This is a genomic window from Amycolatopsis sp. cmx-11-32, from assembly GCF_047608695.1.
In the GTDB taxonomy this organism is placed as follows: domain Bacteria; phylum Actinomycetota; class Actinomycetes; order Mycobacteriales; family Pseudonocardiaceae; genus Amycolatopsis.
Map to the genome: position 1 here is coordinate 1 of NZ_JADNQN010000015.1, position 22434 is coordinate 22434.

Here is a 22434-nt window from a genome sequence, read left to right on the forward strand (position 1 = left end):
GCTGAATGGTGATCCGGCGGAGATGGCCGGGCACGGTCATCTTCCGGCTACGCTGGCCCGTCACATCGCGACCGGACCCGACACGGTATTACGCCGGATCATCACCGATCCGCTGTCCGGGCAGGTACTGGACCTGGGCCGGGACCGGTACCGGCCCACCGCGGGGCTTGACGAGTACGTCCGGGTCCGCGATCGCGAATGCCGAAGACCTGGCTGTCACCGTCCCGCCCAGGCCTGCGACCTCGACCACACCGTGCCGTGGCAGTTCGGTGGCCGTACCGACGCCGCCGACCTCGTCAGCTTCTGCCGCCGAGACCACCGCCTCAAAGACGAACCCGGCTGGACCTACCACCTCACACCCGACGGCACCCTCACCATCACCACCCCCACCGGACAGCGGCACGACAGCACGCCCCCACCCCTGCACACGCCCCGCCCGAAAACACCCCAAGACGAACCACCACCGTTCTAAAAGCACATTGCCGACAAACGGCTACTGGCTTGTTCGCGCTGTCAGGACCCGGTGTCGTCTGCTGCGCGGTTGTCAGCCGCTCCGCCAGCGGGGCCGCTGTCACGTCCGTTGCCGAGAATCGGCTATCGCTGTTCCGGGCCACTACAAGCCAGTGCCGCCGGCCGCGCGGCCGCCGGTCGTTCCGCGAGCGGGACTGGTGACGTGCGGCCGGTCCTCCGCCACCGTGCTGAAACACTTTGCCGAAAGATGGCTACTCGTTTGTTCGCGCGACGTATGCCACCGCCCGCCTCCAATGCCGAAAACCGGCCACACGTTCGTTCGCGCTGTTTACGGACCCCGTGTCGTCTGCTGCGCGGTTGTCAGTGGCTTCACCAGCCGGGCCACTGTCACGTCCGTTGCCGAAAACCGGCCACACGTTCGTTCAAGCCGCTTACGAGCCCAGTGCCGTCAGCTGCGCGGTCGTCAGCCGCTCCACCAGCGGAGCCGCTGTCACTGGATCGGCGATAAGCAGCCAGTCTTCCGGCACCGTTCTGGGCCCGTTGCCGAGAATCGGCGAGCGCTCTCCCATGCCGCGCATGGACCCAGTGCCGCCAACCGCACCCCGTCAGCCGCTCCACCAGCGGAGCCGCTGTCACTGGATCGGCGACATGCGCCCCGTGTTCTGAGCCCATTGCCGATAAACGGCGAACCCAGACCACTCACGAGTCCACCCACGGTCTGAGCCGAAAGACCGGACCGTGAGCCGATCCGGGCACGCGCCAGGATCGGCAGGCTCACCGCCATGGAAATCGACTACGTCTTCCCCGGCCGCCCCGTCGCCGCGGTCTCGATGGTCCTCGGCCCGGTCCTGCTGCTCACCGGCACGCTGCTGCGGTCCCGGTTCACCTTCTTCTTCCCCGATCAGCTCAGGGCGATGAGCGACCATCCCGGCCTGATGACGGCCGCCTACACGTGTTTCCTCGCGGGCAACGTCCTGCTGTTCCCCGCGATCATCGCGCTCGCCACGAAGATCGGGCGCACCAAGCCCGCGTTGGCCGCCTGGGGTGGCCTGTTCGTCCTTATTGGACTCTTCGAGCGGACCTTCCACGCCGGGATCGACCAGGCCGCGATGGGTCTCACCATCCGGCGCGGCGCCGGTTTCGCCGAGAGTGTGGTCAGTGAGTCATATCAGGATCTGCATCTGTTCAGTTTCCTGTCGTTCACGATCCTGTTCGGCTGGTTCGTGCTCGCCTTCGCCGCCTATCGCGCCAAAACGCTCAACGCCGTCCAGTCGATCGGGCTGGCGACGATGGGACTACTACCGCTGGGCGTGCTGAAGGGAACCGAAATCGTTTCGATCATCGGCACCACCGGCCTTTGCGTCGCGTTGGTTCCGGCCGGAATCGTCGCATTCCTGGAAAGTCCCAAACCGAGTCGCCGGACGGTGGTGATCGCGGTGATAGTTGTTCCGGTTCTGGGCGCACTCGCTTTCGCGAGCACCTTGGGATAAGGATTTCCCGCGCGGCCCCTCAGGCCAGTCGCGCGGGCGCTTTCCCTGTCTTGTCAACGGATTCGTGATCGTGCCCCGCCGGGAGGCAGCTCATCAGCAGTACGAGACCCACCGCACCGAGAAGCATATGCCCGGCGAGGATGCACAGCCCACAGAATCCGATCCACAATGAGATCTTCATTCTCGGATGGTAGGGCGGTTCTTCGGGGAGGGGTCCGAACTTGGGAAAGACTTAAGGTCTCCTTTGGGCAAAGGGGCCGTTCGGCGTACGCGCGTAATGCGCCACCAGGGACACCGTCGCGGCGAGGAAGACCACCTGCATCAGGCTCCTCGGTACCAGTTCGTCCATCACCGACGTCACCGGCCCGTTCAGCGCCTTGTACACGTTCGCCGGGAACATCCCCAGCAGCAGGACGGTCAGCCCGGCGGCCGCCCACGGCGCCGTGCGCGACCACAGCACTCCCGCGGCGCCCGCCAGTTCGAGGACACCGGTGACGGTGACCAGCAGCGCCGGCGCGGGCAACGCGGGCGGCACCATCGCGATGAGTTCCTCGCGCATGCCGATGAAATGCGCGAGCCCCGTCGTGACGAACAGGGCCGCGACACCGCCGCGCACGGCCACCGGCCAGGGCTTCAGGCGACGGGCACCCACCACCCCCAGCAGGGACGACGTCGCCGTGACGGCGGCCAACATCAGTACGGGTACGAGACCGGGATCCATGACAACACCCTCCGAGCAGCGAAACTTTCCACTGACAAGATGCGTCGTTGCGGGCTATCTTGTCAATGACTAGATTCATCGGCATGAGTCCGTACCACCACGGCGACCTCCGACGGGCCGTGCTCGACGCCGCCGTCGCGGCCATCACCGAACACGGCCCGGCCGGGATCAGCCTCCGCGATCTCGCCCGGCGCGCCGGCGTCTCGCACGCCGGTCCGGTGCACCACTTCGGCGACAAGACCGGAGTGCTCACCGCACTGGCCGCCGAGGGATTCGGACTGCTCGCGGACGCACTCGCCGCCACGGGCGAACGCACGCGGGACTTCGTCGAGGTCGGGGTGGCCTACGTGCGGTTCGCGATCGAGCATCGCGCGCATTTCGAGGTGATGTTCCGCCCTGAACTCCACCGCGAGGACGACACGGCGCTGGTCGCCGCCCGTGACCGCGCGGGCGGCCTGCTGGCGGGCGGGGCGTCCTCGGTCAGCGACGATGAGCTGGCGGGAGTCGCCGCGTGGTCGCTGATGCACGGCTTCGCGAACCTGTGGCTCACCGGCGCGCTGCGCGCCGAACACCTCGAGGATCCGGACACCGCCGCCCGCGCGATCGCCCGGATCCTCTTCCCCCGCGACCCGGATCAGACCTGACCGGTGGGCATCACGGTGATCTGCTGGACGTTGACCCGCGCTGGGAGCGACGTCAGGAACGCCACGGTCTCCGCGATGTCACCCGGCTCCAGCCAGGTCAGCGTCTCGCGCACGCCGTCCAGCCACTCGTTCGCACCGGCGTCGGTGACGTGGCCCTGCAGTTCGGTGTCGACCAGACCGGGCTCCACCACCGCGACCCGCACGTCCTTCGGGCCGAGGTCGGCGCGAAGGTTCTTCGACAGGTGGGTGACGTACGCCTTCGAAGCGACGTAGACGGCGAAGGACGGGAAGATGGCCTGCGCGCCGATGGACGACGTGTTCACCAGGTCGGCGACACCCTTCTCCGCCGCCGAAGCGACGAGATGCGGGACGAACGCGCCGATCGAGTTCATCAGGCCGGTCATGTTGACGTCGATCATGCGCTGCCAGTCACCGGTCGCGAGTTCGTCGATCGGCGCGGCCAGCATCACGCCGGCGTTGTTGAACAGCAGGTCCGCCCGGCCGAGTTTCACCTCGACCTCGGCCGCCGCGGCGCGCATCGCTTCGGCGTCGGCGACGTCGGCCGCGATCACCAGCGCCGTTCCGCCGTCCTGTTCGATCTCCTTGGACAGGGTCTCCAGCCGGTCCGCCCGGCGGGCGATGAGCGCGACCGCGGCACCGGAGGCGGCGAGCCGCCGCGCGGTCGCCTCGCCGATCCCGCTGGACGCGCCGGTGACGACGGCGACCCTGTTCGCGTGCCGTGCCGGGGAGTCAGTCATCTTTGTCTCTCCTGAGTGGACTCGTTTTCGTTCTGAGTCCAGGAAACCGGCTCACGCGGAGAGATGGCACGTCCTGGTCAACCTGGGTCCGGCAGTACCAGTCAAGCCGCCAGAGCGGCTGGGACGAGACCGGCGTGCTCGCGCCAGACGTCGTGCTGATGAACACCGCTTGACCTGCGACAACGCTTCTGGGAGAAAAATATCGCCATCGTTGTCGAATCGGCGGGATGTTCTTCGTATAGGAAGTGACAAGCCGCTTCGAACGAGGAGGACGCGATGACCCAGTACCTGATCAGCCTCTACCAGCCCGACGGCCCCATCCCGCCGCCGGAGTTCCTCGAGCCGATCACCCGCGAGCTCCAGGCGCTCAACGGCGAGATGCAGGCCGCGGGCGCCTGGGTGTTCGCCGCCGGGCTGCACCCGCCGACCACGGCGACCGTGCTGCGGGCCAAGGAGAACGGCGACATCGTGATGACGGACGGCCCGTACGCCGAGGGCAAGGAGCACCTGGGCGGGTTCACCATCGTCGAGGCGCCGGATCTGGACGCGGCACTCGAATGGGGCCGCCGGATCGCCGAGATCACCGGCCTGCCGATCGAGGTCCGGCCGTTCCAGGGCGAGGAAGACCCTTCGTGCGTCCCCTGACCACCGAAGACATCGGCCGCGTCTTCACCGAGGAGTACGGCCGCGCGGTGGCCGTCCTGGTCCGCGTCTTCGGCAGCATCGACATCGCCGAAGAAGCGGTCCAGGACGCCTTCGCCGCGGCGGTGGACCGGTGGCCGTCCACCGGTCTGCCGCCGAGCCCGGCGGGCTGGATCATCACGACCGCCCGCAACAAGGGCATCGACCGGTTGCGCCGGGAAGCCGCGCGCGACGACAAACACGCCCAAGCCGTGCTGATCCACGCTGCCGACGAACCAGCGGAGGAGGGACCCGTGCGGGACGACCGCTTGCGCCTGATCTTCACCTGCTGCCATCCCGCGCTGGCCGTCACCGCGCAGGTCGCGCTGACCCTGAAACTGCTGGGCGGGCTGACCACCGGCGAGATCGCGCACGCGTTCTTCGTCCCCGAAACGACGATGGCGCAGCGGCTGGTCCGGGCGAAGGGCAAGATCCGCGACGCGAAGATCCCGTACCGCGTCCCGGACGACGCCGATCTGCCGGACCGGCTGCGTTCGGTGCTCGCCGTGCTCTACCTCGTGTTCAACGAGGGTCACACGGCCAGCTCCGGTGAGCGGCTGGTGCGGGACGACCTGTGCGCCGAGGCGATCCGGCTCGGCAGGCTGCTGGCAGGCCTCATGCCCGACGAACCCGAGGTCACCGGGTTGCTGGCGCTGATGCTGCTCACCGAGTCCCGCCGGCTCGCCCGCACCGGCCCGGACGGCGACGTCGTACTGCTGGCCGATCAGGACCGGTCGCGGTGGAACCGGGAACTGATCGCCGAAGGGCAGACGCTGGTCCGCGCCTGCCTGCGGCGGAACCAGCCCGGTCCGTACCAGATCCAGGCGGCGATCAACGCCGTCCACAGCGACGCCGTCGGCGCGGAAAGCACGGACTGGTCGCAGATCGTCCAGCTGTACGACCTGCTGCTGACGATGAACCCGACGCCGGTCGTCGCGCTCAACCGCGCCGTCGCGGTGGCCGAGGTGGACGGTCCCGGTGCGGCACTCGACGCGATCTACGAGCTGAAAATGGAGGACTACCACCTGTACCACGCCATCCGCGCCGATCTGCTGCACCGGCTCGGCCGCAAGGCGGAATCGGCACAGGCCTACGAGGCGGCGATCCGGCGAGCGGAGAACAGCGCCGAACGGCGGCTGCTGGAACGGAAACTGGCCGCGATCAGTCGCTGATCAACCGGGCCGGACCGGGTCCTTCGGCGGCGAGGACGTCACCGGGGTTGACCAGCACGCACTGCTCGAAGGACAGGCAACCGCAGCCGATGCATTCGGTGAACCGGTCGCGCAGGCACTCCAGTTTCTCGATGCGTTTGTCGATCTCGGCGCTCCAGCACCGGGAGGCACGCTGCCAGAACGCCTGGTCCGGCGCGGCGCCCTCCGGCAGGAGGTCGAGCACGCCGCCGATCACCTCCAGCGGGATGCCGAGGTGGTGCGACGCACGGATGAACGCGAGCGCGCGGAGTGTGCCGCGGGGGTACCGGCGCTGGTTTCCGCTGGTCCGCCTGCTGCTGATGAGGCCTTGGCGTTCGTAGAACCGCAGGGCGGAGGTGGCGACACCGCTGCGCTGGGCCAGCTCGCCGATGGTCAGCTCGGACGGCGGTTCGGACATGTCCACGATCCTAGCTTGACTTGAACCCTTGTTTAAGTTTCATGCTGGAGGCATGACGGAACAGGGGATCGCGAAAACGACCATCCATACAGGACATTGGCCGACACCGGCGGAGGAACTGGTGGCGGTGGCGCGGGAGTGGCCGAGCGCCGAGGCCGCGCGAGAGGCGTTCGAGAGGCGCGGGGGCGAAGGACTCGTCTCCTTCACCGCGTACGAGGGAATCGACCACGACGGCGCCTTCACCTACGCGCAGTGGACCAGCGAAGACGCCATCGAGAACCTGGACGGCGCGCCCGTCTACCGCCTCTACCGCGGGAACCGGAGCGAGGGGATCCCCGGCGCGCTCGTGGTCGTCTCGGTCGAATTCGAGGGGCCCGACGAACAGCGGCAGCGGGACTGGATCGACCTCGTCTTCACCGCGCTGGACTCGGAACCCGCGCGACCGGAAGGCGGGATCTCGGGGTACTTCCATGTGAGCACTGACGGGACACGCGTGCTGAACTACGCCGAATGGACCAGCGCCGAAGCACACCTCGCCGCGCTCGCCGCCCCCGGAGCGAACGGCATCGGCACGACGGACGTCTGGAAGAAGGTGCAGACCTACCCCGGTATGACCGAGGGCGGGTCGGTCAAGCGGTACCGCCCGGTCGTCTCGGCGGTGGCGGCATGAAGCCGATCCTGGTCGCCGGAGCCACGGGCAACGTCGGCGCGCAAGTAGCCACCCAGTTGCGAGCGCGGAACGTACCGGTCCGGGCGCTGAGCCGGAATCCGCCGCCGGACGGTGTCCGCGGTGACCTGGCGAAACCCGGGACGATCGCGCCGGCGCTCGACGGCGTCGACACGGTGTTCCTGATGCTCGCCGGATCCGCCGAGGCGCTCCTGCCCACGGTGTCGCTGCTGGGCGAACGAGTGAAGCGAGTGGTGTTCCTGTCTTCGGGTGCCGTCGACGATTCCTTGGCGGAGCAGGACAACCTCATCGGCGCCTGGCACCGGACCGTCGAGGAGGCGATCGAGGCGGCGGGTATCGACTGGACTTTCCTGCGGCCGCACGGATTCGCGACGAACACCCTCGGTTGGGCGCCGTCGATCCGCGCGGACGGCGTCGTCCGAGGGGCTTACGGCCAGGCGTCGATGCCGCTGATCCACGAGAAGGACCTAGCCGCGGTGGCCGTCGAGGCGCTGACCGGCGGCGGGCACGAGGGGGCGAAGTACGTCCTCACCGGCACGCGGCCGATCACCCAGGCCGACCAGGTCCGGATCATCGGCGAGGCCGCCGGCCGTCCGGCGCGCTGGGAGGAGATCCCGCTGGCGGCGGCACGCGAGGCGATGCTCGCGAGGATGCCGGACTTCATCGTCGACACGATGCTGACCGGCTTCCGCGGACTGGTGGCGAAACCGGGCGAGGTCACCTCGACCGTCCAAGACGTCACCGGCAGGCCCGGACAGGACTTCGAGGCCTGGGCGGCCGACCACGCGGCCGATTTCCAGTAGCATCGGATTCGTGTCGACACCGGTCCATGCCGCGGCGGTCCACTAGCCGCCGTTCCTGATCTTGTCCCCCGACGAGCACCGCCCGTGGGGTCTCTTCGCCATGGGCGAATCCAGGAACGGAAACCATGAACCCCCTGTCCATAAAGGACGATGGTCGGCGCTGGCTGACCACCGTCGCCGCGATACCGCCTCGAACCGTCGTCACCGTCGACGATCGGGTCACCGCCGACGAGGCGTATCGACTCGCCGTGTCAGGCACCGGACTCGCCTGGCACGGCGACTTCCCGAACGCGCGGAACCTCCTCGCCGCGATGTCGCGCCGATGCGGTTCGGCGGCCGGAAAACCCTTTCGAGACCACCGAATCCATCAAGCGCGCCGGGCGAGGATCCTCGGCAGGCTGCTGGTCCCGCTGGATCCGGGACACGTCTTGCCGCTGCGCCGCGGCCCGGATGTCCGGGCGGCCTGCACCGAGGTCTACGGCCCTTCGGAAACCGCGTCGCTGGTGTCGCTACGAGAACTGCTCGGCGTCGTCGGCGCGCACGAATGGCGGGTCAACGGCGTCGAAATCCCGGCACTCGGCGCGAAGATCCATCCGCACCACGGGGTCTTCTCCCCGGTCCGCGGCGAATACGTCGACCTGGTCGCGCGAACTCCGTTGCCCTCGAAGGAACTGGCGTTCGACATCGGCACCGGGACCGGTGTGCTCGCCGCGGTCCTCGCTCGTCGGGGCGTCGAACGGGTGGTGGCGACCGACACCGAGCCCCGCGCACTCGCTTGCGCGCGGGAGAACTTCGAGCGCCTCGGCTTCCCGCACGTCGAAACCCTCGAGACGGACGTGTTCCCGCCGGGGCGCGCGGCACTGATCGTCTGCAATCCGCCCTGGCTGCCCGCCCGCGCGCACACCCCGTTCGAACGAGCCGTCTACGACCCGGGAAGCCGGATGCTCAACGCCTTCCTCGACCGGCTGCCACGGCATCTCGAACCTGGCGGCGAGGCTTGGCTGATCCTGTCCGACCTCGCCGAACTGCTGGGCTTGCGCACCCGCGCCCAGCTCCTCAGGGCATTCGAGCGCTCCGGACTCGAGGTCCGAGGCCGGGAGGACACCCGGCCGAGGCATCGCCGGGCCACCGATCCACGCGATCCACTGCACGTGTTTCGCGCGCGGGAGGTCACCTCGTTGTGGCGGCTCACAAACCGAGCAGCGCCCGTGCCTGACTGATGAACACGCGGGCGGCGGGGCTGACCGGCCCCTCCGTCCGCCAGGCCAGCGCCAGTTTCGCGCGCAACCCCGCCGGTCGTGTGATCTCCATGGCGTGCAGTTCCGTGTAGTGCGTCGCCAGCGACATCGGCACCACCGCGACGCCGAGGCCGCGCCCGACCAGTTCGGCGACGACGTTCGGGTCGCCCGCCTCCAGCGTCACCCGCGGCTGCGCGCTGTCGGCGAGGAAGGCCGCGTCGACGATCGCGCGCATGCCGGTGCCCTTCGGCAGGCTCACCAGCGAGCGGCTTTCCAGCTCCGACAGCGTGATCGTGGCCTGCCCGGTGAGCGGATCGTCCGGCCCGGAGATGGCGACGAGCGGCTCGTCGAGGACGACCTCGAAGCCGATCCCCGGCGGCGGTTCGCCGGAGAGCCCGATCAGCGCGATGTCGAACCGGCCGTCGGCGACACCCGCGAGCAGGACGTCGGAGGTCGCCTCGGCGAGCGTGATGTCCACCGCGGGATGGTGTTCGTGGAACCGCGCCAGCAGATCCGGCAGGTTGACCGGACCACGCGAGGACACCATGCCCATCGCGACCTGGCCGCGGACCAGCTCGGTGAGCTCCTCGACCGCCTGCCGCACCCCGGCGACGGCGGCGAGCGCGGCCCGCGCGTGCGGCAGCGCGGCGGCGCCGACTTCGGTGAGCCGCACCGCCCGGGCCGACCTGTCCAGCAGCGGCTGTCCGAGTTCGCGTTCGAGACGGCGAATCTGGGCGCTGACGCCGGGCTGCGCGACGTGCAGCCGCTCCGCGGCCCGGGTGAAGTTCGCCTCCTCGGCCACCGCGACGAAGTATTCGAGCTGACGCAGTTCCATAACGGATGATTCTAGTTCCCAGACAAACCAGATCTTGGACTTCTGGCCGGATCGAGATCAGGCTGGAGGCATGACCACGATGCTCCGCCCCGGCGATTCCGGTTACGACAATGAACTCGCCGGCTTTCAGACCGCCGTCCCCCGACGTCCCGCCGTGATCGTGCCCGCGGCCTCGGCCGCCGACGTCGTCGAGGCGGTCCGGTACGCCGGCGAACACGACCTCCCGATCGCGGTCCACTCGACCGGGCACGGCGTGGGCGTCCCCTTCGAGGGCGGCGTCCTCGTCACCACCCAGCGCATGACCGGGATCCGGATCGACGGCGACATCGCCCGCGTCGACGCGGGTGTGCGCTGGGGTGCGGTCATCGAGGCGGCCGCCGAGCACGGGCTGGCACCGCTGAGCGGTTCGTTCCCCGGTGTCGGCGTCGTCGGCTACACCCTCGGCGGCGGGTTCAGCCTGCTCGGCCGCGAGTACGGCCTCGCCGCCGACCGCGTGACCGCCATCGAGGTCGTGACCGCCGACGGCGAACTCCGGCGCGCCACCCCGGACACCGAACAGGACCTGTTCTGGGCACTGCGCGGTGGCCGCGACAACTTCGGGATCGTCACCGCGCTCGAGTTCCGGCTCGTTCCGGTCACCCGGTTGTACGGCGGGAGCCTGCAGTTCGGCACCGAATCGCTGGCCGCGGTACTCCACACCTGGCGTGACTGGGCGGCGGAGATGCCGCGCGAGATGACGTCGTCGCTGGGCATGGTCCCGATGCCGGACCTGCCGATGGTGCCCGAGCCGCTGCGCGGGCAGCACGTCGCGCAGATCCGGATCGCGTACCTCGGTGACACCGCCGAGGGCGAACGCCTGGTCGCCCCGCTGCGCGCCGCCGCCAAGGTGCTCGGCGACACGCTCGCCGAGATCCCGTTCACCGAATCGGGCAAGATCGCGAACGAGCCGCCGTTCCCGCACGGCTACCGCGCCGACAACGCCACCGTGTCCGAACTCAACGACACGATGCTCGACGCGATCCTCGAACACGCCGGCCCGGACGCGCCGGTGCCGACCGTCGTCCTGCTGGACCTGCTCGGCGGCGCGCTGTCCGACGTGCCCGAGCACCCTGGCGTCGGCTGGGACCGCGAGGCCCGCTTCACCGTCCGGGCACTGTCCGTAGTGGACGACTCTTCGATCCCGGAGATCCGGAGCGCGCACGGAAAGCTGTTCGAAGCGCTGAAGCCTTGGTCGACCGGCAAACTCCTGACCTTCGTCTACGGCGAGAGCGACCCGGCCGAGGAAGCGTCCAAGGTGTACTCGGCCGCTGACCTGCGACGCCTCGCGAAGATCAAGAAGGCCGTCGACCCGGCGAACCGGTTCCGGCTCACGCACAACGTCGAACCGGCGCGTGACGCTGGGTGATGTCCAGAATCCGCAGCCAGAAGGCCCCGATCCGGGCGGAAGGCGCACAGGCCGGCACCCGTATACTTCCGGGCCGATACCGCCATTAGGGGGCACTGTGCGCACTTTGGGCCATGACGAGTTCCTCGCCATGCGTCGGTTCCCCGCGCTCGACGGGCTGCGCGCGATCGCGGCCACCATCGTGATCCTCTTCCACTTCGCTGGTCCGAAGTGGAGCTGGCTGTCGGGCTGGGTCGGTGTCTACATCTTCTTCGTGCTGTCCGGTTTCCTGATCACGACGCTGCTGCTGCGTGAGCAGGACCGGACCGGCCGGATCTCGCTTTGGGCCTTCTACCTGCGCCGGGTGTTCCGGATCCTGCCCCCGTACCTGGTGATCCTCGGCGGGATCGTCGTGTTCGTATGGCTGCGTGGCGAGTTCTTCACCCGCGAGTTCCCGCACGCGCTGAAGTACTACCTGACGTTCTTCAACGAGTTCCTGCCCGGCAGCAAACCGAACGGCGCGGACAATTTCTTCAGCGGTTCGTGGACGCTGGGCATCGAGGAGAAGTTCTACCTGGTCTGGCCGTTCCTGCTGGTGGTCGCGGGCGCCGTCGGGCTGGCCGCGGCCTGGCGGAAACTCGCGCTGGCGTTCGCCGCGTTCGCGCTGATGGCCGGGCTGGTCGGGGTCACCAGCGGCTGGGTGCTCAACGGGCCGCAGGTGCCGATCTACCGGTCGACGGTGCACTACGCGATCCTGCTGATCGGCTGCGTGCTGGCGATCGCGATGCACTACCGCCGGTCCTACGCGGTGATCAAACCGCTGACCCATCCGCTCGCCGCGATCCCGGTGTTCGGCGCGTTCGCCGTGCTGCACGTCAACATGGAAAGCCTGTGGTGGGAGACCGGCAGCAACCTTGGCCTGCTGATCGCCTACGGCCTGCTCTCGGCGATGTTGCTGGTCGTGCTGGTCTCGCCGGGACCGCTGCGCTGGCTGCTGGGGACGAAGGTGATGCGCTTCGTCGGTGAGCGCTCGTACTCGCTCTACTTGCTGCAGGGCCCGGTGCACTTCGTCGTGGTCGCGGCGATCCCACCGCTGGGCGAGCACCGGATGATCAGCGCGCTGACCGTGTTCGCGGTCGGGCTGGGCATCGCGGACCTGATCCACCGCTGGGTGGAGCAGCCGATGATCGTCACCGGCAAGAAGCTGATCGCGCGCCGCCAGGAGCGCAAGGCCCTGCGTGCCGCCGAAGTCGAACTCACGAGGGAGCCTCGCGCGGTCGAGGCCCCCAGCGCCGCACACTGACCACCCCGCTGACCACCCCCGCGTTTAGTCCTCTAGTTGCGGTAGTTGCACGCGCAAGGACCGCAACTAGAGGACTAATTGCGAAGTCAGCGGGAGAGCGTGACGATCGGGATCACCCGATCGGTCTTCTTCTCGTAGTCCCCGAAGCCCGGCATGAGGCTGACCATCTTCGCGTAGAGACGGTCCCGCTCGGCACGGTCTTCGAGGACGACGGTCGCGGTCGCGTCGAACTTCTCCGTGCCGACCTCGACGGTGACCTTCGGGTTCGCCACGATGTTGTGGTACCAGGCGGGGTTCTTGTCGGCACCGGCGTACGACGCGGCGATGACGTACTTGCCGTCCTCCTCCGCGTAGGCGAGCGGCGAGGTCCGCGGCTCACCGCTCTTCGCTCCGGTGGTCGTGAGAAGCAGCAGGGAGCCACCCTCGAACGGCCCGCCCACCTTCCCCTCGTTCTCACGGAATTCCTTGATGATGTTCCGGTTCCAGTCCAGCGGGTCGGTCATTCGTCCTCCAGCGTCGATCTTTCTCCCGCCGAGGCTACTCAGTCTTCGCGTGCCTTGCGGCGCTGCGCTTCGGCGCGCTCACGGCACTTCCGCAGGAACTCTTCGTCGCCCTCGGCGCTCGTCGCGGCGAACCGGCCCGGCCGGTCGTACTCCGGGAACGCCGGGCTTTCGCGTTCGCAGCGGCCGCGTGGGGCGCGGGCGGCGTGCTGCGGACGGCCGGCGACCAGCCAGACGATCGAGCCGATCAACGGGACGATCAGCACCAGCAGCAGCCACATCCCCTTGGGCATGTTGCGGCATGACCCCTCGTCCGTGGTGATCACGTCGACGACGCAGAAGATCCACAGACCGAGTGTGAGAACGCCGAAGAAACCATTGAAATACAGCATGCGAAAACTCCCCAGTTCCAGATGACCGGGGTAAGTATTAGCACAAGAGGACTTCGAGAATTCCCGCGGCCACTTCGAGTGCGTGTGCCTGGCCCGGGCACTGTCTGGGCCCTGCTCCGAACGGACGTTCCGTCAGGTCCACCTCGACGACCTCGCCACCGACCCACCGCCGGGTGATCCGGACCGGCGGATCCTCGCGCAGGACACGGTCGAGCAGGCTCGTGGCGTCCTCGCCGGGCCGGTGAGCGGCCAGGGCCTTGCCGAGCAGCTTGGCCGTCGCGTCACAGGCCTGCACCAGGAGCCCGATCCGCGCGGCCGTCCGCTCGTCGACATCGCCGCCACAGTCCTCGATCAGCCGCCGCATGGCCTCTTCGGCGTCAGGACCGGTTTCGGTGTGCGGGTGGTAAGCGGCGGAAACCGTCGCGATGTCGCGGGAAACGTCCGGAAGGCCGAGTTCGGCAGCCAGGACGGCGACCGGGACCGTCCACACGATCCGGTCCACCGGCTCGCCTTGTAGCTCCCGGGTGAACGCGGAGGCCTTGTCCCGCAACGAAGCCATCGGCGCGAGTTCGGCGAGCACGAGCGAGCGGCGCCGCGCGTGGTCCTCGGCGGGGCTGAACCGGGCGACGTTCGCGCGCAGCCACCGGACACCACCCGGCTCGACGTCCTGGGGCACCGGCGGGACGGGGGCTTCGATCAGCAAATTCTCCATACCGCGACGCTAAGTGCGGAACGCTTCGGTCACGGCCGAAATGTGCGGGCGCCGGGAGCGGGGGCTCATTGTTATGGTGACCGGGTGACGGCCGTGTCGGAGGCAACCGAAGTCGACGGCGCGGGGCGGACGGCGCAACCGCGCCAGCTCATCGTGACCGTGTACGGCCTCTACTCACGCGGCGAAGGCGGCTGGCTTTCGGTCCGTTCCCTGATCGACCTGCTGGCCGGGGTGGACGTCGAGGAACCCGCCGTCCGATCGTCGATCTCCCGGCTGAAGCGGCGCGGGATCCTTTCCGCGGTGCGCCGGAACGGCGCGGCCGGTTACGAACTTTCCGAGACCGCGCTGGCGATCCTGCGCGAAGGGGACGAGCGGATCTTCCGCCGCGCCCGCGCCACCCCCGGCGACGGCTGGCTGCTCGCGGTGTTCTCCGTCCCGGAAGCCGAACGGCACAAAAGGCATGTTCTTCGCACCCAGCTCGCCAGGCTCGGCTTCGGGACGGCGTCGTCCGGTGTCTGGATCGCGCCCGCGCATCTGCGCGACGCGACGTCGGACATGCTGCGACGGCTCGAACTGGAGAGTTACGCCGATCTTTTCCACGCCGAGCACCTCGCGTTCGGCGACGTGCGGGAGAAGATCCGCGAGTGGTGGGACCTCGACCAGCTCGAAACGCTCTATGCGGCTTTCCTCGACGAGCACACGCCCGCGCTCCGGCGCTGGCAACGGCGCAAGACCACGGACGAGGCCGAGGCGTTCGCCGACTACGTCCGGGTGCTGACCCACTGGCGGCGCCTGCCCTACCTCGACCCCGGGCTGCCCGCCGAACTGCTGCCGCCCGCGTGGGCCGGGATCCGGGCCGGGGACCTGTTCTTCACGCTGCACTCGCGACTGGGCGAGGCCGCGGCCGCGCACGTCTCGCGGACGCTGCTTAGCTAGCCCGGCACCGCATCCGCCCCTCACGCGTGTCGTCCAGCTGATCACGCGTGTCGTCCGCCTGATCACCAGCGTCGTGATCAGACGGACGACACGGCGGCGGCATCCAGTACTAGACGACGGCGAAGCCCTGCACCTCGACCAGCGCCTCGACGTCCCAAAGCCGGCTGACGCCGATCCCCGCCATCGCCGGGTACTCGCTCCCGGCCAGCCGCTTCCACACCGCGCCGATCTCGCGCGCGTGGGCGCGGTAGTCGTCCATGTCGACGATGTAGATGGTCACGCTGCACAGGTCCGACGGCTCCCCGCCCGCCGCGCGCAACGCGGTGAGCAAGTTGGTCAGCGCACGTTCGAACTGCTCGACCACGCCGTCGCCGACGATGCGGTTCTCCTCGTCCAAAGCCGTCTGACCGGCGAGGAAGACGAACCGTCCGCTCGCCGCGACAGCGTGCGAGAAGCCGGAAGGGCGGCCGAGCCCTGGCGGATTGATACGCTCCATGCTGGTCAGCATATCCCGCATCGTTGACGGTCGTACATACCGCGACATACCCTGAGCGACGTGCGTATCGCGGTGTTAGGCGGCGGCCCGGCGGGGCTCTACTTCGCCACGCTGGCGAAACAGCTCCATCCCGATCACGAGATCACCGTCTGGGAGCGCAACGCGCCCGACGACACCTTCGGGTTCGGGGTGGTGTTCTCCGACGAGACCCTCGGCGGCATCGAGCACGCCGATCCGGTGATCCACGCCGCCATGCGGCGCGAGTTCGCGCGCTGGGACGACATCGACGTGCATTTCCGCGACACGGTGCACACCTCCGGCGGGCACGGGTTCGCCGCGATGAGCCGCGAACGACTGCTCGGCATCCTCCAGGCACGCTGTGCGGAACTCGGCGTGGCCGTGCGTTTCCGCACCGAGGCGCCGAGCGCGGCCGAGGCGAGCGCGGAGTACGACCTCGTCGTCGCGGCCGACGGCGTCAACTCGCCGACCCGCGCCGCGCTGGCCGGAAGCTTCCGGCCGGACATCCGGACCCGGCGCTGCAAATACATCTGGCTCGGCACCGATCTGGTCTTCGACGCCTTCAAGTTCCACGTCCTCGAAACCCCGCACGGGATCATGCAGATCCACGGCTACCCGTACAGCGACACCGCGAGCACCTTCATCCTCGAACTCCACGAGGACGTCTGGCAGCGCGCGTTCGGCGAGATCGCCACGACGGCACTCGCGCCGGGCGAGAGCGACGAGAAGTCGATCGAGGTCATCCGCGAACTGTGCGCGGACGTCCTCGGCGGCCACCAGGTGTTCGCCAACAACTCGAAGTGGACCGCGTTCGCCACCGTGCGCTGCGCGAGCTGGCGGCACGAGAACGTCGTCCTGCTCGGCGACGCCGCCCACACCGCGCACTTCTCCATCGGCTCCGGCACGAAACTCGCCATGGAGGACGCGCTCGCACTCGCCGCCTGCCTGCACGAACAGTCCGATATGGACACTGGTTTGAAGGCCTACGAGGCCGAGCGTCGTCCCGTCGTCACCTCGACCCAGCGCGCCGCGCAGGCGAGCCTGGAGTGGTTCGAAAACCTGGGCCAGTACACGCATCAGGATCCGCCGCAGTTCGCGTTCAACATCCTCACCCGCAGCCGCCGTGTCACCTACGACAACCTCCGGCTGCGCGACCCCGAGTTCGCCGCCGAACTGGACGCCTGGTTCGCGTCCACCGTGGACACCGAGGTCCGGCCGCCGATGTTCCAGCCATTCCGGGTCGGGAACCTGGACCTGCCGAACCGCGTCGTCGTCTCCCCGATGGACGTGTACTCCTCGGACGACGGTGTCCCGAACGATTTCCACCTGGTGCATCTGGGCAGCAAGGCGCTCGGCGGCGCCGGGCTGGTGATGACCGAGATGGTCTGCGTCTCCGAGACCGGCCGCATCACCCCGGGCTGCGGAGGGCTCTACACCGGGGAACAAGAGCGCGCCTGGGCCAGGGTCACCGACTTCGTCCACGGCAACACTCCCGCGCGGATCGGTGTCCAGCTTGGCCATTCCGGCCGCAAGGGTTCCACGAAACTCATGTGGGACGGGATCGACCAGCCGCTGCCGGAGGGCAACTGGGAGATCTGCGGCCCGTCCGCGATCCCGTACAGCGACGCGAACCAGACGCCGCGCGAACTCACCGCCCCCGAGTTACACGAGACCCGCGACCAGTTCGCCGAATCCGCCCGTGCCGCCGGCCGCGCCGGATTCGACCTCCTCGAACTCCACTGCGCGCACGGCTACCTCCTGTCATCCTTCCTGTCCCCGCTGACCAACCGGCGCACCGACGACTACGGCGGCTCGCTGGAGAACCGGCTGCGCTTCCCGCTCGAGGTCTTCGACGCGGTCCGCGCGGCGTGGCCGGTCGAGCGGCCGATGACCGTCCGTATCTCCGCGACCGACTGGTACGACGGCGGGATCGACGTCGACGAAGCCGTCGAGATCGCGCGCGCGTTCGCCGAGCACGGGGCGGACGGCATCGACGTCTCGACCGGGCAGGTCGTCAGCGAGGAGAAACCCGAGTACGGCCGCAGCTACCAGACGCCGTACGCCGACCGCATCCGCAACGAGATCGGGCGTGAGTACGGGATCGCGGTGATCGCCGTCGGCGCGATCTCCTCCTACGACGACGTCAACTCGCTCATCCTGGCGGGCCGCGCGGATCTGTGCGCCCTCGGCCGAGCCCACCTTTACGATCCACAGTGGACACTGCACGCCGCCGCCGAACAGGAGTACCCGATGCCGTGGCCGAAGCAGTACGCGGCGGGCAGGCGGAAACCGCAGGGCGGCCGCACCGACGGGCCGAAGCCACGGCTGGAACTGTTGCGCTCGGGGGAACCCGGCACCGCACATGCCCGCTGGCGACCTGGGAGCGATCGATGACCGCCTTCGCGTTGAACCCGGAACAACGCGCCTTCGCCGACGAAGTCCGACGGCTGGGCGCCGAAAGACTCCGCCCACTGGCCGAATCCGGCATCGAAGGCGCGGTCAACCGGCCACTGCTCAAGGAAATGGGCACGCTCGGCCTGCTGTCCCGGTTGTTCCCCGGTGCCGACGGCGGCAGCCCGAGCCGCGAGGCCGCCGCGACGGATCTCTGCATCCTACGGGAATCCCTCGCGAGCCAGAGCACCGAAGCCGAGACAGCGTTGGCACTGCAGGGTTTGGGCACCTATGCGGTACTGCAGTCCGGACAGGACGCACAGGTCTCGAAGTGGGTTCCCGCCGTGGCCGCGGGTGACGCCGTCGCCGCTTTCGCGCTCACCGAACCGAACGCGGGCTCGGACGCGGCGGCACTCGAACTCGCCGCCGAGCCCGACGGCGACGGCTGGCGCCTCACCGGTGAGAAAATGTGGATCTCCAACGCCCCCGAGGCCGACTTCTACAGCGTTTTCGCCCGCACCACACCGGAAGCGGGTTCACGCGGCGTCTCCGCGTTCGTCGTCCCGGCCGATCGCGCCGGACTTTCCGGCGAGCACCTCGACCTCGTCAGCCCGCATCCCATCGGCACTCTCGTGTTCGACGGGGTCCGGGTCGAGCGGGGCGAACTGCTGGGCGAACAGGACCGCGGTTTCGGTGTCGCCATGCGGACACTGGATCTGTTCCGGCCGAGCGTCGGCGCGTTCGCCGTCGGGATGGCACAGGCCGCGCTCGACGCCGCCGTCACCCACGCCGAGACCCGGGTCGCGTTCGGCGGGCCGTTGCTGAAGCAGCAGACCGTGGCCCACACCCTTGCCGAGATGGCGACCCGCACCGAGGCGTCACGTCTGCTCGTCTACGCCGCGGCCGCCGCCTATGACGCGGGCGAGCGGAACCTCGCCGGCCGGGCCGCGATGGCGAAGCTGTTCGCCACCGAGACCGCCCAGTACGTCGTCGACTCGGCCGTGCAGATCCACGGCGCGCGGGCACTGCGGCGCGGGCATCTGCTCGAACACCTCTACCGCGAGGTCCGGGCGCCGCGAATCTACGAAGGCGCGTCCGAGGTCCAGCGGACGATCATCGCGCGATCCCTGACTTCTTCCTGACCGGACGGCGGTGGGTCTGGGTGCTCCAGTCTGACGGTCATCGTCTCTCCCCTTGTTCCCGATGCCGACGTTAGACGGTGACGGGAGTGAACCGCCGGATCCACGGTGGGGCAAGTCCTACCGCTGTCCGGCGCGCACCCGTTCGACGATGTCGCGGTAGGCCAGCCCGCTCTGTTTGATCGTCCGCGCCTGGGTATCCCGTTCGACCCGAACCAGGCCGAGTCGTTTGGCGTAGCCGTATGCCCATTCGAAGCTGTCCAAAAAGGACCAGGCGAAGTAGCCGCGGACGTCCGCGCCCGCCTGTCGCGCGGCGGCCGTGGCAGCGATGTGCGCGGACAGGTACGCGGCGCGGTCGTCGTCGCGGACGAAGCCGGTCTCGTCGGGGACATCGGCGAACGCGGCGCCGTTTTCGGTGACGTAAAGCGGCAAACCGGGATAGTCCCGGCTGACGCGGACGAGCAGTTCGGTGAGCTTGTCCGGCAGGATCTCCCACCCCAGCGCCGTCGACGGGGCCCCGAACGGGACCTTGCGGAACGACGGCATCCCGAAATGCTCGACGGCGTCCCCGTTCTCCTCCACCCCGGAATACCGCGTGCCGAAGTAGTAGTCGACGCCGAGGAAGTCGAGCGGTGCCGCGATGATCGACGGGTCCCACGGCTCGGACGGCAGGCGGATGCCCTGCCGCGCGAGGTCTTCGAGGACGTCTTCCGGGTACCGGCCGTGCACGAGCGCGTCGAGGTAGAACCTCGTCCCGAGCCCGTCTTCGAACCGGGCGGCCTCGCGGTCGGCCTCGCTGGGGGTGGCCGGGTCGGCGGTACTCAGGTTGAGCGTGATGCCGAACTTCGTGCCGGGCGGCGCGAGTTCCCGCATCCGCCGCACGGCGAGACCGTGGCCGAGCAGCAGGTGATGGGCCGCCGCCATCCCCGCCTTCGCGTCCCGGCGGCCGGGCGCCATCACCCCGTGGACGTAACCGTGCATGGCCGTGCACCACGGCTCGCTCAGCGTGGTCCAGTGTCGGACGCGGTCGCTCAGCCGCTCGAACACGAGCATCGCGTAGTCGGCGAACCGGACAGCGGTGTCGCGTGACGGCCAGCCGCCCGCGTCTTCGAGGTGCTGTGGCAGGTCCCAGTGGTAGAGCGTCAGCCACGGATCGATGCCGTTGTTGAGCAGTTCGTCGACCAGCCGGTCGTAGAAGCCGATCCCGGCGGGGTTGACGCCGCCGCGCCCGCGCGGCTGCACCCTCGGCCAGGAAACGGAGAACCGGTAGGTGTCGACGCCGAGTTTCTTCACCAGCGCGATATCGGCGGGCATCCGGTGGTAGTGGTCGCAGGCGACCTCGCCGGTGTCGCCGTTGTCGATGGTCCAGGGCGACTGGCCATAGGTGTCCCAAATGGACGGTGTTCGTCCGTCTTCGGCGACCGCGCCCTCGATCTGGTAGGCCGAGCTGCCGACCCCCCACCGGAAATCGGACGGCAGGGTGCCGATGAGCTCGTCTTCTCCCGTCATGGCACCTCCTTCCGGCCTGGTCCCGCCTTATTTCACCAGTTAATACATGGCGGAGGCTAAGGTCGTGGGGCATCCTCGAAAGGTCCGCCGCCACAAGATGGGTATCCGCATGCCTGCCAAGCGCACCACCGTCCGTGACCTGCGGCGGCACAACCGTTCCCTCCTGCTGTCGAAACTCTACTTCGACGGCCCGCTCAGCCGCCACGAATTGAGCGGTCTGACCGGGTTGAGCGCCGCGACCGTCAGCAACGTGACCGCCGAACTCGGCGAAGAACGCCTCATCACCGAAGCCGGGCTGGTCGAGTCCGACGGCGGCAGGCCACGCGTCCTGCTCCGCGTCGACCCGGCATACGGCCATGTCGCCGGCGTCGACATCGGCGAGACCGGGGTCAAGGTCGAACTGTTCGACCTCACCATGAACCGGCTCGCCACCGTCGAACACCCCCTCGCCTCCCCGCGACCCGACGCGGCCGCGGCCGTCACCCAGGTGGCGTCCGGAATCCGGGAAGTGATCAACGAAGCGGGGATCGACGAAGCGACCGTGCTCGGTGTCGGCGTCGGCGTTCCCGGCACCGTCGAACAGGGCGCGGCGCTCCGCGTGCACGCGCCCACCATCGGCTGGAAGGAAGTCCCGCTGACCGATCTTCTGCGCGCGGAGGGCGTCGAGCTGCCGTTGTTCGTCGACAACGGCGCGAAAACCCAAGGCCAGGGGGAAATGTGGTTCGGCGCCGGTCGCGGTGCCCGGCACGCGGTGATCGTGCTGATCGGGTCCGGGGTCGGCGCGGCCGTGGTCACCGACGGCACCACCTACCGGGGCTCCACCAGCAGCGCGGGCGAATGGGGTCATACGACGATCGTCTACGGCGGACAGGAATGCCGCTGCGGATCGCGTGGCTGCCTGGAGTCCTACGTCGGCGCGGAGGGTGTCCTCGCGCGCTATCGCAAGGCGCGCGGCGGGAAACCCACCACGGGTGAAGACGAGCAGACGCAGTTCGCCGTCCTGCTGGAGTCGGCGGGCAAGTCCAAGGCGGCGGCCAAAGTACTGGAAGAGACCGCGGGCTACCTCGGCGCCGGGATCGGCAACCTGATCAACCTGTTCAACCCGGAGCGGATCGTGCTGGGCGGCTGGGCCGGGCTCGCGCTCGGCGAGGAGTACCTGCCCGAGATCCGGCGCGTGGCTGGTGAGCACGCGCTCGCGCACGTGTTCGACCAGACCGAGATCGACCTCGGGCGGCTCGGGCCGGACGCGGTCGCCATAGGAGCCGCCACTCTCCCCGTCGCTGCCCTGCTGGACCAGGGCGCGGACCTACGGACTGCCGGATCGAAGCGGGGCACGGCCGCTTGACCCTAAATTCGAGGTCGAAAAATACGTGCCTGAACATCTTGTCGCAGTGGTAAGACCATGCGTATTTTGTTGCCAGCGCAACAAAATAGTTCCGACGTGCGCCTTCTCCTCGCCCGCGTCCCCAACGGTCAGAGAGGCGACAACGATGTCCATCTCCTCCCGGTTCCGCCGGGCTGCGGCGCTCGACGGCCAGGGCAATCTGGTCATCACCGCGAAGAAGGAGAACCCCGGCAACTACAACCGCTGGTACGGGCGCTGCGAGTACACCTCGGCCCGACTGCCCACTCAAGGTCAGTTCACCCAGACCTACGCGTTTAGTCCTCTAGTTGCGGTAGTTCGTACTCAGAACTACCGCAACTAGAGGACTAAACG

At 68.7% G+C, this 22434-nt stretch carries 24 protein-coding genes and 1 pseudogene; 15 read left to right on the forward strand and 10 right to left on the reverse strand.

The features are described 5' to 3' along the window. Together ACM6LR_RS33175 and ACM6LR_RS33180 are read left to right on the forward strand one after the other, a co-directional pair. A partial coding sequence (locus tag ACM6LR_RS33175; protein WP_414945208.1) for an HNH endonuclease signature motif containing protein occupies positions 1-472 on the forward strand: 472 nt, incomplete at its 5' end. 781 nt (positions 473-1253) lie between these two features. After that, on the forward strand, positions 1254-1961 hold the full coding sequence (locus ACM6LR_RS33180; RefSeq protein ID WP_414942248.1) for a hypothetical protein: 708 nt from the start codon (positions 1254-1256) through the stop codon (positions 1959-1961). Positions 1962-1980: 19 nt separating this feature from the next. Here the strand turns inward: ACM6LR_RS33180 and ACM6LR_RS33185 are convergent, their stop codons facing one another. Then, positions 1981-2142 (reverse strand): hypothetical protein, encoded by a 162-nt coding sequence (locus ACM6LR_RS33185; RefSeq protein WP_414942249.1) that lies wholly within the window; start codon positions 2140-2142, stop codon positions 1981-1983. A 51-nt stretch (positions 2143-2193) separates the two neighbouring features. Beyond that, positions 2194-2682, reverse strand: coding sequence for a DoxX family protein (locus tag ACM6LR_RS33190; protein WP_414942250.1), 489 nt, complete (start codon positions 2680-2682; stop codon positions 2194-2196). Between the two features lie 83 nt (positions 2683-2765). On the opposite strand from ACM6LR_RS33190, the gene ACM6LR_RS33195 reads away from it, so the two are divergent. Further along, positions 2766-3326 (forward strand): TetR/AcrR family transcriptional regulator, encoded by a 561-nt coding sequence (locus tag ACM6LR_RS33195; protein ID WP_414942251.1) that lies wholly within the window; start codon positions 2766-2768, stop codon positions 3324-3326. Here ACM6LR_RS33195 and ACM6LR_RS33200 read toward each other — a convergent pair. Beyond that, positions 3317-4084 carry an SDR family oxidoreductase gene (locus ACM6LR_RS33200; protein ID WP_414942252.1) on the reverse strand — a complete coding sequence of 256 codons (768 nt, stop codon included), beginning with the start codon at positions 4082-4084 and terminating at the stop codon, positions 3317-3319. The genes ACM6LR_RS33195 and ACM6LR_RS33200 overlap by 10 nt on opposite strands. A 276-nt stretch (positions 4085-4360) precedes the next feature. Between ACM6LR_RS33200 and ACM6LR_RS33205 the strand changes: the two genes are divergently transcribed. Both ACM6LR_RS33205 and ACM6LR_RS33210 read left to right on the forward strand, forming a co-directional pair. Next, on the forward strand, positions 4361-4729 hold the full coding sequence (locus ACM6LR_RS33205; RefSeq protein ID WP_414942253.1) for a YciI family protein: 369 nt from the start codon (positions 4361-4363) through the stop codon (positions 4727-4729). Further along, positions 4717-5937 carry an RNA polymerase sigma factor gene (locus ACM6LR_RS33210; protein WP_414945209.1) on the forward strand — a complete coding sequence of 407 codons (1221 nt, stop codon included), beginning with the start codon at positions 4717-4719 and terminating at the stop codon, positions 5935-5937. Before ACM6LR_RS33205 ends, ACM6LR_RS33210 begins: the two co-directional genes overlap by 13 nt. Here the strand turns inward: ACM6LR_RS33210 and soxR are convergent. Next, positions 5927-6373, reverse strand: coding sequence for a redox-sensitive transcriptional activator SoxR (gene soxR, locus ACM6LR_RS33215; RefSeq protein WP_414942255.1), 447 nt, complete (start codon positions 6371-6373; stop codon positions 5927-5929). The genes ACM6LR_RS33210 and soxR overlap by 11 nt on opposite strands. Positions 6374-6425: 52 nt before the next feature. On the opposite strand from soxR, the gene ACM6LR_RS33220 reads away from it, so the two are divergent. The 3 genes from ACM6LR_RS33220 (at position 6426) to ACM6LR_RS33230 (ending at position 9084) form a co-directional block, all read left to right on the forward strand. Further along, positions 6426-7043 (forward strand): hypothetical protein, encoded by a 618-nt coding sequence (locus ACM6LR_RS33220; RefSeq protein ID WP_414945210.1) that lies wholly within the window; start codon positions 6426-6428, stop codon positions 7041-7043. Beyond that, positions 7040-7864, forward strand: a complete 825-nt coding sequence (locus ACM6LR_RS33225; RefSeq protein WP_414945211.1) for an NAD(P)H-binding protein — start codon at positions 7040-7042, stop codon at positions 7862-7864. The genes ACM6LR_RS33220 and ACM6LR_RS33225 overlap by 4 nt, the downstream gene beginning before the upstream one ends. Positions 7865-7989: 125 nt before the next feature. Then, positions 7990-9084 carry a methyltransferase gene (locus ACM6LR_RS33230; RefSeq protein ID WP_414945212.1) on the forward strand — a complete coding sequence of 365 codons (1095 nt, stop codon included), beginning with the start codon at positions 7990-7992 and terminating at the stop codon, positions 9082-9084. Here the strand turns inward: ACM6LR_RS33230 and ACM6LR_RS33235 are convergent. Further along, the gene (locus ACM6LR_RS33235) at positions 9053-9937 is read right to left on the reverse strand and encodes a LysR family transcriptional regulator (RefSeq protein WP_414942259.1); all 885 of its coding nucleotides are present in this window, start codon (positions 9935-9937) and stop codon (positions 9053-9055) included. The genes ACM6LR_RS33230 and ACM6LR_RS33235 overlap by 32 nt on opposite strands. A 70-nt stretch (positions 9938-10007) precedes the next feature. On the opposite strand from ACM6LR_RS33235, the gene ACM6LR_RS33240 reads away from it, so the two are divergent. After that, on the forward strand, positions 10008-11342 hold the full coding sequence (locus tag ACM6LR_RS33240; protein WP_414942260.1) for an FAD-binding oxidoreductase: 1335 nt from the start codon (positions 10008-10010) through the stop codon (positions 11340-11342). Between the two features lie 97 nt (positions 11343-11439). Beyond that, positions 11440-12624, forward strand: coding sequence for an acyltransferase family protein (locus ACM6LR_RS33245; RefSeq protein WP_414942261.1), 1185 nt, complete (start codon positions 11440-11442; stop codon positions 12622-12624). 86 nt (positions 12625-12710) lie between these two features. Here the strand turns inward: ACM6LR_RS33245 and ACM6LR_RS33250 are convergent, their stop codons facing one another. The 3 genes from ACM6LR_RS33250 to ACM6LR_RS33260 are packed head-to-tail and all read right to left on the reverse strand — an operon-like array spanning position 12711 to position 14228. Then, positions 12711-13127: a nitroreductase family deazaflavin-dependent oxidoreductase gene (locus ACM6LR_RS33250; protein WP_414942262.1), complete on the reverse strand. Its 417-nt coding sequence runs from the start codon at positions 13125-13127 to the stop codon at positions 12711-12713. Between the two features lie 38 nt (positions 13128-13165). After that, positions 13166-13516, reverse strand: a complete 351-nt coding sequence (locus ACM6LR_RS33255; RefSeq protein WP_414942263.1) for a PLDc N-terminal domain-containing protein — start codon at positions 13514-13516, stop codon at positions 13166-13168. Positions 13517-13553: 37 nt separating this feature from the next. After that, a complete protein-coding gene (locus ACM6LR_RS33260; RefSeq protein WP_414942264.1) occupies positions 13554-14228 on the reverse strand; it encodes an oxidoreductase in 675 nt (224 codons plus the stop codon). A gap of 84 nt (positions 14229-14312) precedes the next feature. Here ACM6LR_RS33260 and ACM6LR_RS33265 point away from each other — a divergent pair, with 84 nt between their 5' ends. Further along, positions 14313-15164: a PaaX family transcriptional regulator C-terminal domain-containing protein gene (locus ACM6LR_RS33265; protein WP_414945213.1), complete on the forward strand. Its 852-nt coding sequence runs from the start codon at positions 14313-14315 to the stop codon at positions 15162-15164. A gap of 109 nt (positions 15165-15273) precedes the next feature. Here ACM6LR_RS33265 and ACM6LR_RS33270 read toward each other — a convergent pair whose 3' ends face one another. Continuing rightward, on the reverse strand, positions 15274-15672 hold the full coding sequence (locus tag ACM6LR_RS33270) for a RidA family protein (protein WP_414945214.1): 399 nt from the start codon (positions 15670-15672) through the stop codon (positions 15274-15276). A gap of 48 nt (positions 15673-15720) precedes the next feature. Here ACM6LR_RS33270 and ACM6LR_RS33275 point away from each other — a divergent pair, with 48 nt between their 5' ends. Next, positions 15721-18072: a bifunctional salicylyl-CoA 5-hydroxylase/oxidoreductase gene (locus ACM6LR_RS33275; RefSeq protein WP_414945215.1), complete on the forward strand. Its 2352-nt coding sequence runs from the start codon at positions 15721-15723 to the stop codon at positions 18070-18072. Further along, entirely contained in the window at positions 18069-19211 is a 1143-nt protein-coding gene (locus tag ACM6LR_RS33280) for an acyl-CoA dehydrogenase family protein (RefSeq protein ID WP_414945216.1), read from the forward strand. The genes ACM6LR_RS33275 and ACM6LR_RS33280 overlap by 4 nt, the downstream gene beginning before the upstream one ends. Positions 19212-19328: 117 nt before the next feature. Here the strand turns inward: ACM6LR_RS33280 and ACM6LR_RS33285 are convergent, their stop codons facing one another. After that, complete coding sequence (locus ACM6LR_RS33285) at positions 19329-20717, reverse strand: GH1 family beta-glucosidase (protein WP_414945217.1); 1389 nt, start codon at positions 20715-20717, stop codon at positions 19329-19331. 97 nt (positions 20718-20814) lie between these two features. Between ACM6LR_RS33285 and ACM6LR_RS33290 the strand changes: the two genes are divergently transcribed. Both ACM6LR_RS33290 and ACM6LR_RS33295 read left to right on the forward strand, forming a co-directional pair. Then, entirely contained in the window at positions 20815-22062 is a 1248-nt protein-coding gene (locus ACM6LR_RS33290; RefSeq protein WP_414942336.1) for an ROK family protein, read from the forward strand. Positions 22063-22237: 175 nt separating this feature from the next. Then, positions 22238-22372, forward strand: a pseudogene (locus tag ACM6LR_RS33295) (1,3-beta-glucanase); the annotation flags it as partial. Positions 22373-22434: the final 62 nt, after the last annotated feature.

Excerpts from the sequence above, each read along its gene's own strand:
- ACM6LR_RS33225 (WP_414945211.1), top strand. The coding sequence starts at position 7,040 with ATGAAGCCGATCCTGGTCGCCGGAGCCACGGGCAACGTCGGCGCGCAA.
- ACM6LR_RS33250 (WP_414942262.1), bottom strand. The coding sequence starts at position 13,127 with ATGACCGACCCGCTGGACTGGAACCGGAACATCATCAAGGAATTCCGT.
- ACM6LR_RS33195 (WP_414942251.1), top strand. The coding sequence starts at position 2,766 with ATGAGTCCGTACCACCACGGCGACCTCCGACGGGCCGTGCTCGACGCC.
- ACM6LR_RS33235 (WP_414942259.1), bottom strand. The coding sequence starts at position 9,937 with ATGGAACTGCGTCAGCTCGAATACTTCGTCGCGGTGGCCGAGGAGGCG.
- ACM6LR_RS33255 (WP_414942263.1), bottom strand. The coding sequence starts at position 13,516 with ATGCTGTATTTCAATGGTTTCTTCGGCGTTCTCACACTCGGTCTGTGG.
- ACM6LR_RS33220 (WP_414945210.1), top strand. The coding sequence starts at position 6,426 with ATGACGGAACAGGGGATCGCGAAAACGACCATCCATACAGGACATTGG.
- ACM6LR_RS33280 (WP_414945216.1), top strand. The coding sequence starts at position 18,069 with ATGACCGCCTTCGCGTTGAACCCGGAACAACGCGCCTTCGCCGACGAA.
- ACM6LR_RS33190 (WP_414942250.1), bottom strand. The coding sequence starts at position 2,682 with ATGGATCCCGGTCTCGTACCCGTACTGATGTTGGCCGCCGTCACGGCG.
- ACM6LR_RS33230 (WP_414945212.1), top strand. The coding sequence starts at position 7,990 with ATGAACCCCCTGTCCATAAAGGACGATGGTCGGCGCTGGCTGACCACC.
- soxR (WP_414942255.1), bottom strand. The coding sequence starts at position 6,373 with ATGTCCGAACCGCCGTCCGAGCTGACCATCGGCGAGCTGGCCCAGCGC.
- ACM6LR_RS33285 (WP_414945217.1), bottom strand. The coding sequence starts at position 20,717 with ATGACGGGAGAAGACGAGCTCATCGGCACCCTGCCGTCCGATTTCCGG.
- ACM6LR_RS33205 (WP_414942253.1), top strand. The coding sequence starts at position 4,361 with ATGACCCAGTACCTGATCAGCCTCTACCAGCCCGACGGCCCCATCCCG.
- ACM6LR_RS33270 (WP_414945214.1), bottom strand. The coding sequence starts at position 15,672 with ATGCTGACCAGCATGGAGCGTATCAATCCGCCAGGGCTCGGCCGCCCT.
- ACM6LR_RS33290 (WP_414942336.1), top strand. The coding sequence starts at position 20,815 with ATGGGTATCCGCATGCCTGCCAAGCGCACCACCGTCCGTGACCTGCGG.
- ACM6LR_RS33200 (WP_414942252.1), bottom strand. The coding sequence starts at position 4,084 with ATGACTGACTCCCCGGCACGGCACGCGAACAGGGTCGCCGTCGTCACC.
- ACM6LR_RS33180 (WP_414942248.1), top strand. The coding sequence starts at position 1,254 with ATGGAAATCGACTACGTCTTCCCCGGCCGCCCCGTCGCCGCGGTCTCG.
- ACM6LR_RS33185 (WP_414942249.1), bottom strand. The coding sequence starts at position 2,142 with ATGAAGATCTCATTGTGGATCGGATTCTGTGGGCTGTGCATCCTCGCC.
- ACM6LR_RS33260 (WP_414942264.1), bottom strand. The coding sequence starts at position 14,228 with ATGGAGAATTTGCTGATCGAAGCCCCCGTCCCGCCGGTGCCCCAGGAC.
- ACM6LR_RS33240 (WP_414942260.1), top strand. The coding sequence starts at position 10,008 with ATGACCACGATGCTCCGCCCCGGCGATTCCGGTTACGACAATGAACTC.